The sequence below is a fragment of the Stenotrophomonas sp. 610A2 genome, from assembly GCF_030549615.1.
In the GTDB taxonomy this organism is placed as follows: domain Bacteria; phylum Pseudomonadota; class Gammaproteobacteria; order Xanthomonadales; family Xanthomonadaceae; genus Stenotrophomonas; species Stenotrophomonas pigmentata.
Window position 1 is genome coordinate 217,320 of the sequence record NZ_CP130832.1, and the last position, 12,433, is coordinate 229,752.

Here is a 12,433-nt window from a genome sequence, read left to right on the forward strand (position 1 = left end):
TGCGGCTTGACCTGTTGCTAAAATAGCAATACGTTGCAGCCTTCCGAAGGGGAGGCGTTGTCGATGGCCAAGCGCGGGTTCGCATGACGGGGACGGGCAGGACCAAATGGGTTTTGCTGGGGCTGCTGTTCTTCTCCACCGTCATCAATTATCTGGACCGGCAGGCGCTGTCGATCCTGGCCACGACCATCCAGGCCGACCTGGACATGTCCGACCTGGAGTACGCACGGGTCGTGCAGGTGTTCCTGTTCGCCTATGCCGCGGCCTACGTGATGGCCGGGCGCGTCACCGATTGGTTGGGTGCACGGCTATCGCTGCTGTTGTTCGTTGGCTGGTGGTCGCTGGCCAACATCGCCACTGGGTTGGTGCGCACGCCGCTGGAACTGGGCGCGGCACGCTTCGCGCTGGGGCTGGGTGAGCCGGGCAATTACACCGTGGGCAGCAAGGTGGTGTCCGAGCAGTTCCCTTCGCGTCAGCGCGGGCTGGCGCTGGGCCTGTACACCGCAGGCGCGATGATCGGCGCGACCTTGGCGCCGCCGCTGATCGGCGGTATCGCGTTGGCCTACGGCTGGCGCAGCGCGTTCTGGATCACCGGCGCGGCTGGCTTGCTGTGGATGATCGCGTGGTGGTGGGTCTACCCGCGTGGCAAGGCCAAGGCTGCAGCGCCTGCGCAAGCGCTGGCGGCAGATGTGGCTACTGCTTCGCCGGCGGTCGCCGATGAAGCGCTGCCAGCAGCCACGCCATCAATGAAAGGCGTGTGGGGCCGCCTCGCGCGTGATCGCACCGTGTGGGCGCTGGTTGCTTCGCGCGCGGTGGCCGATCCGGTCTGGTATTTCTATCTGTTCTGGTTCCCCAAGTACCTCGGTGATGCGCGCGGCATGAGTCTGGCGACGATCGCCTCGCTGGCCTGGGTTGTGTACGTGGCCGCGGATATCGGCAGTGTCGGTGGTGGTCTTATTTCTGGCCGGTTGGTGAAGCGCGGCATGGACCCGGTGCGTGCCCGCCTGACCACCATGGTCGGCGCGGCCTGCCTGGCGCCGGTTGGCATCTTCGTCGCGATGCACCCATCGATCCCTGTATTGCTGGGGCTGGCCTGCCTGGTGACGTTCGCGCACCTGACCTACCAGATCAACCTGACCACGATGACCCTGGATATGTTCCCGTCACGCTACATCGCCTCGGTGGCGGGATTGGTGGGTTGCGGCAGTGCGCTGGGCGGCATGTTGTCGGCGCAGGTGGTGGGGCATCTGGTAGCGGACGGAAACTTCGATCGCGCCTTCATCCTGATGGCCTTCCTGCATCCGATCGCGGTGGGGCTGGCGTGGACTGCATCGCGGCTGGCACGGCGCTCGCCGATGACCTTGATCGGACCGCAGGCGGCAAGCGCGGCTGGCTGAAACCTTGTTGCACTGAAAAGGCCGGAGCGGGTAACCGCTCCGGCCTTTTGCCTGCCGCTCAGCTGATTGCTTCGGCGTGTTCCCAGAACAACGCGTTGGGTGTGGCGCCCAGGCCATTGCCACTGGGCAGCTGATAACCCTGGCGGCCGTAGGCCATGTCGGTGTCGAGCATGCGCAGCGAGCGCGAGAAGATCGAATGCTGCCACTCATGCCGCCACAGGCCTTCGATCACGGCGGAGGCCTGCAGGCTGGCCGCCATGAAGATGCCGCCGCCAATCGTCGCGTGCGGTGCCACCTGCACGCCGCGCGCAGCGGCGAGGCGGGCAATGCGCAGGAACTGGGTGATGCCGGTGTGGCCCATCTCCGGCTGCACGAAGGCAAGACTGCCACCGTCGATGCGCGGCCGTGCAACGTATTCGGTGGGCCACTCTTCGCCGGCAGCAACCGGGATCGGACTGTCCTTGCCGAGTGCGATCAGGCCGGGCACGTCTTCCGGTTTCAACGGTGCCTCGATGAAGGTCAACTTGCTGGGCTGCAGTTGCTGGGCCAGCTGCAGTGCCTGTGCGTGATCGAACTTCCAGTGCAGGTCGACCATCAATTCGACCTCGTCGCCCAGGGCTTCGCGCAGTGCCGCCATTTCCTCGGCGATGCCTTCATGGCTTACAACGGCGTGCACCTTGAACGCGGTGTGGCCATCGGCAGCGAAGCCGCGCGCCATCTCGATCTTCTCGGCGACGGTGGCGGCCGGCAGGCCGGACACATAGCCGGCGATGCGCTCATGCCGGCGTTCGCCCAGCAGTGCCCACAGTGGCTTGCCCTGCGCGCGTGCGCGCAGGTCCCACAGTGCGATATCGAGTGCGGCAATCGCATCGGTGTGGAAGCCGCTGCCACAGCCGCGTACGCGCATCAGCCCGTACAGGTCATCCCAGATGGATTCCACGTCCTCGGGCTCGCGCCCAAGCAGTTCCGGTGCGAGCAGGTCGTTGATGATTTCGCAGGTCGCACGCGGTGCGCAGATGCCATAGGTCTCGCCCCAGCCGATGGCACCATCGGCCGTGGTCACGCGTACCAGTACCGATCTGTCCACGGTTGGATACAGCGTGCCGTTGCCACGTCGCACCAGGTAGCCGCGTGCATTGACCCGCTCACCCGCGCCCAACGGGCCCAGGTAAGGGGTGCTGCGCGGCACGGTCAGGATGAAGGTTTCGACGCGGGTGACGGCACTCATGCAGGACTCCGTGGCAAGCGGCCGGGCACCACGTCCAGCGGCAGCAGATCGGCGATGCGGGCCAACAGGGTATCCAGTTCGCGCTGGTCGTAGGCATCCAGTGCCGGGCCGGGTGCACGCACATGGTCGCTGGCAATCAGGCCGCGGCGCAGCAGCACGGCCTTGGTCAGGCGCCAGCGGAACACCGCCTGCATGCTCAGCAAGGGCAGGGTGCGCTCGAACAGCACGCGCGCTGTTTCCAGGTCACCGGCGGCATGCGAAGCCAGCATCGCCACGTGCACCTCGGTGATTTCGCAGGCAGGCATGGTGCCGACCGCGCCGCGGGCCAGCTCATCAAGGACGTAACGGGCACCGGCGCCGCCGAATATCGCTTCCACCGAGTCGCCAGCGCGCTCGGACAGCGCGGTGATGCGGTGGCCGGAAGGCATGGTTTCTTCCTTGACGTAACGGATCGCAGGCACGCGCGTGGCCAGCGACAGCAATGCGTCCACGCCAAGGCCGATGCCCATCGGTGCCGGTGCGTTCTGCAACATGATGGCGACGCCGGATTCTTCGCCGAGGCGGGCGAAGAATGCCGCCATCGCATCTTCGTCACCGGCCAATGCATGCGGGGTCAGCACCATTGCCGCCGCCGCGCCGGCCTGGCCGCCAGCGCGGGTGACCTGCACCGCGTCCTCCAGCGTCTTTGCGCTGCCGCCGACGATGAAGGGCACGCGGCCGCGGTTCCAGCGGCCGATGCAGGCCGTCAGGTGCAGCCGCTCCTCCAGGCTGAGCATGTCGTACTCGCTAGCCAGGCCGGGAAACACGACGCCTGCGGAACCTGCGGCCAGCAGGTACTCGAACACTGCTTCGGTGCCGGCTTCGTCGATGGCGCCAGTGGCAGTGAAGATCGTGGGGAGAATCGGGAAGACGCCTTGCAGAGCGGCCATTGCGCCGGGTCCTTGTTCTATTGGTGTGCCATTCGTAGCAACACGCGTTAAAGGGGATTTCCAAGTGTCCGCTGGTACATCTACTTCTTTCGCTGCATTGCAGCGTGCGCGGCCAAAACATATTGCTATATTAGCGACAACACTGCCAAGTCGCAGTGCAGCAGCAATGACGGATTTCGTTGGATCCGGGCGGCAGGCTGGCAGTGCGGGGCGGGGCAGCGGACGGAGAGGGTCCGCGCCGGTCCTGGTGGCAGGCTGCAGGATCCCTACCTTGGGAGAGGGCACGACATATGCATCGTTTTCGACGTTCGACTTTGTTCACCGCACTGGGCGTCTGCCTGTTGGCACCTGCACTGGCCTCGGCACAGGACGCCGCTGCCCCGCCCGCAGGCGGGCAGGAAGCGCAGACCCTGGATGCTGTTGCCGTGGTTGGCATCCGCGGCAGCCTGGAGGCATCACGCGACCTGAAGCGCGATTCGGCGCAGATAGTCGACGCGATCGTCGCCGACGATATCGGCAAGCTGCCCGACACCAACGTGGCCGAATCGCTGGGCCGCGTGGCCGGCGTGCAGATCGAGCGCGGCATGGGTGAAGGCAGCGACATCCTCGTGCGCGGCATGAAGGAAAACGTGCTGCTCTACAACGGCCGGCAGATCGTCGATGCCACCGGCCGCGGCGGCAATGGCCTGGACCAGCTGGCTACCTCCACTTATGGGTTGCTGTCACTGGTGCCGTCGGAGCTGATCTCGCGGCTGTCGGTGACCAAGCTGGCCGGTGCCGACCAGCTCAGCGGTGGCCTCGGTGGTATCGTCGACATCAATACGCGCCAGCCGCTGTCCGGCGACAGCGAACAGAACGTGGTCAGCGTCGCCGGTACCTACGATGACATGGCCGATGCCTACGGCTACAACGCCTTCGGCCTGCTGTCGCGACGCAGCGAGGATCGCCGCTTTGGTGCGCTGATCTCGGCCACCTACGGTCACCGCAATGTGGTCCAGCAGGGCCTGGACACGTTCTCTGGCTACAGCCGTTTCACCGATCCGACCGACCCGGGCAAGACCCGCTTCGGCAGCACCGACATGCGTGCGCAGAACATCGACGATGACCGTACTAAGGTTGGCGTCAGCGCCGTGCTGCAATGGCGCCCGGTCGATGGCGTCGAGTTGACCTGGGATACGTTCTACTCGCGCCAGGAAGCCGAGCGTGATCGCTACTGGATCGCCTTCAATCCTTCAGCCGGGTTGAGCAACGCGGTGTATTCCGAGCACAACATCCTGCTCGCTGGCCGTTCTACCGGCACCGTGCTGCTCAACTCGGAAGTGGCCGACATCGACGCGGACACGCTGTCCACCGCCTTGCGCGCCAGCTTCCGCGTCGGTGAGCGTCTGGACGGTTCGGCCGAGATCAACTGGGGCCGTTCCACCGCCAGCTATGACCAGCACTACATGCGCCTGGCGCCGATGGCCGGGCTGACCTCGGTCACCGACTTCGACCTGCGCAATGGCAGCTTCGGCAGCTTCAATGTCAGTGGCGTCGACCTGACCGATCCGGCGCAATGGCGCATGACCATCCTGTTCGACAACAACTGGCGCGCCCAAACCGATTCCAGCGCGTTGCGTACCGACTGGAGCCTGGCCTTCGATGACGGCCCGCTGCGCTCATTGGATTTCGGCGCGCGTTTCAGCCGACTTGAAAGCCTGCAGAACCCGTTGCGAGCCGACATCCGCCCGACCGGCGGCATCCCGGTATCGCAGATGGGTGGCTACGTCAGCCAGTACAGCAACCACGATTTCCTGCCGGGCGAATTCAGCGGCCTGCCGCGTGACTACCTGGCCGGCCTGCGCGGCCAGCTTGGCGGCTGCGAAACCTATACCAACCTGCCGGTGATCTCGCAGAACGCGCAATGCCTGGACCTGCGCAACACCGTGCTGACCAATGGCTCCACCTTCAGTGTCGACGAGGATTTCCTGGAGGGCTACGCCAAGCTCAACTGGGATACCACGGTCGGCGACATGGGGCTGACCGGCAACATCGGCGTGCGCTTCCTGCACCGCGAGCTCGAGTCGCGTGGCAACCTGCTCAGCGGCACCGGCGTGGTGACACCGGCCACGTTCAAGCGCAACGATGACGAGATGCTGCCGTCGATGGTGGCCAAGCTGCAGCTCAGCGACACCCTGGTGTTGCGTGGTGGTGCGGCCAAAGTCGTGGCGTTCCCGAACACGGAAGACCTCAACAACGGCGTGACCCTCAACAACAACGCCGTGTTCGATGGCAATGGCGTGCAGACCTCGCCTGGCACCGGCAGTGGCGGCGCACCGGACCTGGATCCGTTCAAGGCCACCCAGTACGACCTGTCGCTGGAGTGGTATTACGGCGGCCAGGGCCTGCTCTCGGCCGGCCTGTTCTACAAGGATGTCTCGACCTTCATCGTCCAGCGCCAGAGCAACGAGGTCTACAACAACACCAACTTCCTGGTGCTGCGCAAGATCAACGGTGACAAGGCCAAGGTGAAGGGTGCCGAACTGCTGGCGCAGGTGCCGTTCACCGGCATCCTCGACGGCTTCGGCGTGGTGGCCACCTACACCTGGATCGACTCGGAAACCCCGATCACCGACATCAACGGCAATGCGATGAGCTTCCCGGGCTTGTCGAAGAACAACGCAAACCTGATCGGCTACTACGAGAACGGCCCGTTCGGCATTCGCTTGGCCTACAACTGGCGCGATGAATACCTGGTCGGTCTGTCCGCTGCGTCCACCGGCATCTACAACGATACCTACAAGGATCTGTCGGCATCGATGAGCTACGATTTCAGCGACCGCATGTCGTTGAAGTTCGAGGCCAACAACCTGCTGGACAGCGAGCAGCGCACGTTTGACGGCTATGGCGAAGGCCTGCGCACCAATGTGGTGTTCGGGCGTTCGTACAAGGCCAGCATCACCTATCGGTTCTGAACATGGGCGAGGATGGACGGCAGATGGAATGGAGTGGGCGTCGCGTCTGGGTGAGTGGCGCTGCCAGCGGCGCAGGGGCGGCCGTGTGCGCGCTGTTGCAGGCGCGCGGTGCGCAGGTGCTGGCGTTGGATCGCGTCGCGGTGGCGGCGGATGTCCCGCAGCTGGTGCTGGACCTGGCCGATGGCGCGGCGGTGGATGCCGCGCTGGCGGCACATGTCGGCCAGCCGCTGGATGCCTTGATCCATTGCGCTGGCATCTGCCCGTCCGCCGATACCTGGGCCGATGACGATGCCTTGTGGCAACAGGTGCATGCGGTCAACGTGCTCGGCGCACGGCGCCTGATGCGGCATGCATTGCCGGGCCTGCGCAGCAACGGCGGCGGCAGCATCGTGCTGCTGTCGTCGATCAACGCGCGTTACGCCACGCCGGGGTTGGCTGCGTACGCTGCCTCCAAGGCCGCACTTGAATCGCTGGCGCGCACCGCGGCATTGGAGCTGGCTCCGGAGCAGATCCGCGTCAATGCGATCGCGCCGGCCTCGCTGGATACACCGATGCTGCGCGCCTCCTTCGATCGCAGTGAGGATGCCGATGCGGCACGCACGCGCAATGTGCAGCGGCATCCATTGCAGCGGCTCGGCACGGCGACGGATGCCGCCGAGCTGGCGCTGTTCCTGGCCTCGCCGCGCAGTGGCTGGATGACCGGCGCGGTGGTGCCGCTTGATGGTGGTGCGGGAGTGACGCGTCGATGAGTGGCATGCAACAGGCGCCGATCATCGGCATCAACTGGGGTAGCAGCAATTTCCGCGCGTTCCTGATCCATGCCGATGGCCGCGTTGCCGATACGGTGGAACAGCCGCGCGGCATCGTTGGCCTGGACCGCGCGCAGATGGAAGCATTGCTGGTGCAGACAGTGGCGCGTTGGCCGGATGCCACGCAGGTCTATGCCTGCGGCATGGTCGGCTCCAACGTTGGCTGGAGCGATGCTGGTTATGCCGATTGCCCGGCAACGCCGCAGCGATTGGCGGCACGGCTGCACCGGACCCATATCGGTCCGGTGGCGGTGGCGATCGTGCCTGGGCTGGCTTGCCGGCGGCCGCAGGACGATGCGCCCGACATCATGCGCGGCGAAGAGACCGAGCTGCTTGGCCTGCTCGACGCCGGCCAGCTGCCGCTGGATGGATTGCTGGCCTTGCCGGGTACGCACAGCAAATGGGTGCAGCTGCAGGACGGCGCGGTGGCATCGTTCCTGACCGCGATGTCCGGTGAAGTATTCGATCGGCTGACCGCTGCCGGTTTGTTGGCGTCGGTGGTGGATGGCCCGGCCGAAGATGGTCCGGCCTTCCTCGATGGCCTGCAGCAAGGTCATCGCAGCGGTTTGGGCCTGGGCAGCCTGTTGTTTGGCGCGCGTGCGCGGGTGATCCGAGGTGAACTGCTGCGCCGCGCCGGCGCATCGTGGTTGCGTGGTGTGCTGATCGGTGCGGAATTGGCCGATGTGCTGCAGCTGTGGCCGGATGCATTGAGCAGGCCGTTGCCGCTGGTAGGTGCTGCGCCGGTGTGCGCGCTGTATGCGCGCGCCATCGAAGTACTTGGCGGGCAGGCGCATTCAATCGCATCGCACGACGCGGTGACCCGCGGATTTCTCGCCCTGCATCGGGCGGCATTGGAACAACCAGCATGAACCACAGCTCCGCAGCCGCCTTCGATGCGGCGATCGAACACACGCCGCTGGTCGCGATACTGCGTGGACTTACCGGCGCCGAGGCACTGGCGGTCGGTCAGGCGCTGGTCGATGCAGGCGTGCGTCTGGCCGAAGTGCCGCTCAATTCGCCCGATCCACTGGCCACCATCGCGTTGATGGCCGCGCATTTCGGCGACCGCTTGCTGGTGGGCGCAGGTACCGTGCTGCAGGTGGAGCAGGTGCAGGCGCTGGCGGCGATTGGTTGCCGCTTCTGCGTATCGCCCAATACCAACCCGGCGGTGATCGCCGCCGCGCTCGAGCATGGCATGGAGCCGATGCCGGGCTTTGCCACGCCGAGCGAAGCATTCGCTGCCTTGGCTGCTGGTGCGCGTTACCTGAAGGCCTTCCCTGCGCACGAGGCGGCGCCGCGCTTGTCGGCACTGGCAGCGGTGCTGCCGGTGCGGGCGCGGCTGGTGGCGGTGGGCGGCTTCAGCGCAGATGCCTTGCCGGCGCTGTGGCAGGCCGGAGTACGTGCCGTCGGCATCGGTTCGGATCTGTACCGGCCGGGCCGCAGTGCCGACGAGGTGGGGGTGAGGGCGAGGCAGTGGTTGCAGGCTTTGCAGGCGGTGCCCGCCAGCGGTGTCAGTCTGGCCTGCGACGCGCAGACCTTGGTTGGCGAGTCGCCGCTGGTGCTGGAAGACGGTCGGGTCGCCTGGGTCGAGCCGACCGCACCGGCCCTGCTGCATTGGGATGGTGAGGCCTGCACACGAACACCCTTGGCCGAGGCGGTCTGGTCGCTAGCTTGCGACGGGCAGGGTCTGGTGGGCAACGGCGAGACCCATTTCGTGCGGATCGGTGCCGACGGCAGTTTGGCGGCTGGCCCCGAAATCGCAGTGGGCGCTGGTTGCCGCCTGAATGACATGGTGGTCGACGCCCGTGGCGGGCTGTGGGCCGGTTCGATGCACCGTGGCCTGCTCGCTGGCCGCGGCGCACTGTTCCATGCGCCCAGCGCCGATGCGCCGGTGCGCTGCGTGGCCGAAGGGCTGGGCGTGGCAAACGGCATGGCTTTCTCTGCCGACGGCCAGACCCTGTATGTGATCGACACGCTGGCACGGACCCTGTTGGCCTACCCAGCCCACATCGAGGCCGGCAGCCTGGGGGAGCCACGGGTGATCACCGACTTCCTCGGCGAACCCGGCAAGCCGGATGGCATGGCGATGTCGCCGCAGGGCAGCCTGTGGGTGGCGATGTGGGGTGGCGGCGCGGTAGTCGAACTTGCCGCCAATGGCGCCGTCCAGCGGCGCCTGGCGGTGCCCGCGCCGCATGTGGGCAGCCTGTGTTTTGCCCCGGATGGGCGCCTGTTCATCAGCACCGCCAGGGCCCGGCTGAGCGCCGATGCGCTGCAGCGGGCGCCGGCTTCGGGCGGGCTGTTCGTCGCCACGCCCTGAGCATTGCCGGGGCCAACTTGCGCAGGTAACTGATTACATGCACAATATGCGGCTCGCTGTGTCCGGAATTCTCCGGATCGGCGGCCAGGAACACGTCATCTGGCTGCCCTCGTCGGCGTAACCCTTTGATTCCCATGACGCGTGGCGGGTAACCGCCGGGGCCGCCGTCTTCCTGGCTAAGGAAGTCATCAACATTACCGAGGTGCGCAATGTCCCGCGTATGCCAAGTTTCCGGCAAGCGAGTGCAGACGGGTAACAACGTCTCGCACGCCAACAACAAGACCCGTCGTCGTTTCATGCCGAACCTGCACGAGCGCCGTTTCTGGGTTGCCAGCGAAAACCGCTGGATCAAGCTTCGTGTTTCCGCGCATGCACTGCGCACCATCGACAAGAACGGCATCGATTCCGTTCTGGCTGAGCTGCGTGCGCGCGGCGAAAAGGTCTGAGGAGTAAACGATCATGGCAGGTAAGCGCGATAAGGTCCGTATGATTTCCTCGGCCGGCACTGGCCACTTCTACACGACCGACAAGAACAAGAAGAACACCCCGGGGAAGATGGAATTCCTCAAGTACGATCCGGTTGTTCGTAAGCACGTGATGTACAAGGAAGGCAAGATCAAGTAATCCCCAGGGATTGTTTGAGCTGCTGTTCCAAGCAGAACCCGCCGAAAGGCGGGTTTTGTGTTTCAGCTGTGTGAAAAAGTTCCCGTCCTGCCAGCATGAATACATGCCCGTGCAGCATCAGGCAGGGGTACGGCATCGCCTACAATCGGGCAGATGAGTATTATCGATACCCCTGCATTGTGTGATCTGGCCATCATTGGCGGTGGCGCCGCCGGCGTGCTTGCCGCCATCGGCGTGCTGCGTGGCGCAAGCGGGCCGCTGCGCCTGCTGGTGATCGAGCCCAGTCTGCCGCTGGCCCGTGGCGTGGCCTATGCCACCACCCGCGACGAGCATGTATTGAACGTGCCGGCCGCCAAGATGAGTGGCTTTCCTGAACAGCCCGAGGATTTCCTCGACTACCTGTGTGAGGCGCAGGCCTTTCCGGCACTGTCGCGGGAACAGTTGGCCGGGCAGTTCGTGCCGCGTCGTTTTTACGCCGACTACCTGCGCCACCGTCTGCAGCAGGCGGTGGACGCCAGTCCTGCGCAATTGGAAATTCTTGCTGCACGCGTACAGGCGCTGCAGCCCAATGACGAAGGCGTGCTGCTGACCCTGGATTCGGGCCGGCCGTTGCAGGCTGGGCGGGTGATTCTGGCGGTGGGCAATGCGCTGCGGCCGTTGCCGGCACGCGGTGCCAGCGGCCTGGTCGACGGCAAGCGAGTGGAGGCCTGGGATTACCCGTCACTCGACGGCATTGCGGGCAACGCCGACGTGGCGATCATCGGTTCCGGCCTGAGCATGGCCGACAGCGTGGCAACGCTGCAGGCCAACGGTCATCGCGGTCGCATCCATGTGATGTCGCGGCATGCGCTGCTGCCGTTGCCTCATGCCAAGGGCGCTGCGGCCGATTACGATCCCGAGCCTTTGCTGGCGATGAATCTGCGCCAGCGCATGCATGCACTGCGATGTCACGCGGCCGAAGCGGAAACGCGTGATATTCCGTGGCAAAGCGTGATGGAGCGTATCCGTCCGCTGGGTCAACGCCTGTGGCAAACCCTCTCATTCGATGACCAGCGCCGCTTCCTGCGCCATGTGGTGCGCTACTGGGATGTGCATCGCCACCGCATCGCCGCCCCGCTGCATGCGCAGCTGCTGGAGCTGCAGCGGGCCGGTCGCCTGCAGTTGCATCGTGGCCGTCTGGAAACCGCCGTTGCCGAAGGCGCCTGCGTGCGGTTGAGCGCGCAGGATCGCTGGCGTCAGCCGTTGCAGTTGGAAGTGCAATGCGTGATCAACGCCACCGGTGTGGAGATGCGCGCGCAGGCGATGCGCAATTCGCTGCTGCAGCAGTTGCTGGGCAGCGGCGTCGGCCGGGCCGGCCCGCATGGGATCGGACTGGACACGGCAGCCGACGGCAGCTTGATCGACGCCGATGGCGTGGTCGAGCCGCGCGTGCAGGTGTTGGGCAGCCTGCGCATCGGCAACCTGTGGGAGAGCCTGGCGATTCCTGAATTGCGCGGGCAGGCGGCTGAGGCAAGTCAACGGTTGATCGAGACTTAGCCGAAAAAAAGGGTGGCATGCACCCTTTTTAACGCCTTTTTCCTGCCCCTGGGGCGTCCCGCCAAACGTGGCTGATCAATGATCAGTTGCTTCTTTCGCGAGGAACGAGCGCGGGTTGCATTACGAGTTCCTGGGACGAGCCCCTATAAGTGGCGAGAGTATAGTTGGTGCCGTTTTGGATCCATTTCACGTTTCCAGAAGGCGCTGGGCGGGTAGATGCCACTTCAAAATGCAGCGACTTATCACCGTTGCTGCTCTCAGTCACCACGGATCTCATGTCGGCAATGAATTGGCTGTTCGGTAAATAATCGGAGGTAATTTCCGGGGAGCTGTTCAGCCTTTGCTCGAGATTGGCGCGTAACAGCTTTTGAGCGCGTGAGGTCAGGCGCACTGCTGGCAATACTTCGGTGATTTGGCGTGTGGAGTCTGTCTTCACCAGTACAGGAATGATGGTGCTGGCGGCACTTTGATCCTGTGTGCTGGCCTGAGCGACAGAGGATGCGGTCAATAGTAGTAACGCGCTAGCAAAAAATGACTTAGTCTTGAACATATCCCTGCTCCATCTGGGTGTGTGGTTCGGACTTGCTGCTTGCGTTGGCTGCAGTTCTTCAAGCTGATCCTTTTCTTGGTAGCTTGTCA

Annotated in this window: 11 protein-coding genes; 8 read left to right on the forward strand and 3 right to left on the reverse strand. The window is 64.9% G+C overall.

Annotated elements, in window-relative coordinates:
- The first annotated feature begins 113 nt into the window (after positions 1-113).
- The gene (locus tag Q5Z11_RS00805) at positions 114-1,397 is read left to right on the forward strand and encodes an MFS transporter (RefSeq protein ID WP_303748267.1); all 1,284 of its coding nucleotides are present in this window, start codon (positions 114-116) and stop codon (positions 1,395-1,397) included.
- Positions 1,398-1,455: 58 nt separating this feature from the next.
- Here the strand turns inward: Q5Z11_RS00805 and Q5Z11_RS00810 are convergent, their stop codons facing one another.
- Both Q5Z11_RS00810 and Q5Z11_RS00815 read right to left on the reverse strand, forming a co-directional pair.
- Positions 1,456-2,625, reverse strand: coding sequence for a mandelate racemase/muconate lactonizing enzyme family protein (locus tag Q5Z11_RS00810; RefSeq protein ID WP_303748268.1), 1,170 nt, complete (start codon positions 2,623-2,625; stop codon positions 1,456-1,458).
- Positions 2,622-3,554, reverse strand: coding sequence for a dihydrodipicolinate synthase family protein (locus Q5Z11_RS00815; RefSeq protein ID WP_303748269.1), 933 nt, complete (start codon positions 3,552-3,554; stop codon positions 2,622-2,624). Before Q5Z11_RS00815 ends, Q5Z11_RS00810 begins: the two co-directional genes overlap by 4 nt.
- A 290-nt stretch (positions 3,555-3,844) precedes the next feature.
- Between Q5Z11_RS00815 and Q5Z11_RS00820 the strand changes: the two genes are divergently transcribed.
- The 7 genes from Q5Z11_RS00820 (at position 3,845) to Q5Z11_RS00850 (ending at position 11,794) form a co-directional block, all read left to right on the forward strand.
- Positions 3,845-6,508 carry a TonB-dependent receptor gene (locus tag Q5Z11_RS00820; RefSeq protein ID WP_303748270.1) on the forward strand — a complete coding sequence of 888 codons (2,664 nt, stop codon included), beginning with the start codon at positions 3,845-3,847 and terminating at the stop codon, positions 6,506-6,508.
- A 2-nt stretch (positions 6,509-6,510) separates the two neighbouring features.
- On the forward strand, positions 6,511-7,257 hold the full coding sequence (locus Q5Z11_RS00825) for an SDR family NAD(P)-dependent oxidoreductase (RefSeq protein WP_303748271.1): 747 nt from the start codon (positions 6,511-6,513) through the stop codon (positions 7,255-7,257).
- Positions 7,254-8,186 carry a 2-dehydro-3-deoxygalactonokinase gene (locus tag Q5Z11_RS00830; RefSeq protein WP_303748272.1) on the forward strand — a complete coding sequence of 311 codons (933 nt, stop codon included), beginning with the start codon at positions 7,254-7,256 and terminating at the stop codon, positions 8,184-8,186. Before Q5Z11_RS00825 ends, Q5Z11_RS00830 begins: the two co-directional genes overlap by 4 nt.
- Positions 8,183-9,634: a 2-dehydro-3-deoxy-6-phosphogalactonate aldolase gene (locus Q5Z11_RS00835; protein ID WP_303748273.1), complete on the forward strand. Its 1,452-nt coding sequence runs from the start codon at positions 8,183-8,185 to the stop codon at positions 9,632-9,634. The genes Q5Z11_RS00830 and Q5Z11_RS00835 overlap by 4 nt, the downstream gene beginning before the upstream one ends.
- A gap of 209 nt (positions 9,635-9,843) precedes the next feature.
- Entirely contained in the window at positions 9,844-10,080 is a 237-nt protein-coding gene (rpmB, locus tag Q5Z11_RS00840) for a 50S ribosomal protein L28 (RefSeq protein WP_282270140.1), read from the forward strand.
- A 10-nt stretch (positions 10,081-10,090) separates the two neighbouring features.
- A complete protein-coding gene (gene rpmG, locus Q5Z11_RS00845; protein ID WP_172675037.1) occupies positions 10,091-10,258 on the forward strand; it encodes a 50S ribosomal protein L33 in 168 nt (55 codons plus the stop codon).
- A gap of 153 nt (positions 10,259-10,411) precedes the next feature.
- Positions 10,412-11,794, forward strand: coding sequence for an FAD/NAD(P)-binding protein (locus tag Q5Z11_RS00850; RefSeq protein WP_303748274.1), 1,383 nt, complete (start codon positions 10,412-10,414; stop codon positions 11,792-11,794).
- 82 nt (positions 11,795-11,876) lie between these two features.
- On the opposite strand, the gene Q5Z11_RS00855 is transcribed toward Q5Z11_RS00850, so the two are convergent.
- Positions 11,877-12,344 (reverse strand): hypothetical protein, encoded by a 468-nt coding sequence (locus tag Q5Z11_RS00855; RefSeq protein WP_303748275.1) that lies wholly within the window; start codon positions 12,342-12,344, stop codon positions 11,877-11,879.
- Positions 12,345-12,433 lie beyond the last annotated feature (89 nt).

Excerpts from the sequence above, each read along its gene's own strand:
- Q5Z11_RS00810 (WP_303748268.1), bottom strand. The coding sequence starts at position 2,625 with ATGAGTGCCGTCACCCGCGTCGAAACCTTCATCCTGACCGTGCCGCGC.
- Q5Z11_RS00815 (WP_303748269.1), bottom strand. The coding sequence starts at position 3,554 with ATGGCCGCTCTGCAAGGCGTCTTCCCGATTCTCCCCACGATCTTCACT.
- Q5Z11_RS00820 (WP_303748270.1), top strand. The coding sequence starts at position 3,845 with ATGCATCGTTTTCGACGTTCGACTTTGTTCACCGCACTGGGCGTCTGC.
- Q5Z11_RS00825 (WP_303748271.1), top strand. The coding sequence starts at position 6,511 with ATGGGCGAGGATGGACGGCAGATGGAATGGAGTGGGCGTCGCGTCTGG.
- Q5Z11_RS00830 (WP_303748272.1), top strand. The coding sequence starts at position 7,254 with ATGAGTGGCATGCAACAGGCGCCGATCATCGGCATCAACTGGGGTAGC.
- Q5Z11_RS00835 (WP_303748273.1), top strand. The coding sequence starts at position 8,183 with ATGAACCACAGCTCCGCAGCCGCCTTCGATGCGGCGATCGAACACACG.
- rpmB (WP_282270140.1), top strand. The coding sequence starts at position 9,844 with ATGTCCCGCGTATGCCAAGTTTCCGGCAAGCGAGTGCAGACGGGTAAC.
- Q5Z11_RS00850 (WP_303748274.1), top strand. The coding sequence starts at position 10,412 with ATGAGTATTATCGATACCCCTGCATTGTGTGATCTGGCCATCATTGGC.
- Q5Z11_RS00855 (WP_303748275.1), bottom strand. The coding sequence starts at position 12,344 with ATGTTCAAGACTAAGTCATTTTTTGCTAGCGCGTTACTACTATTGACC.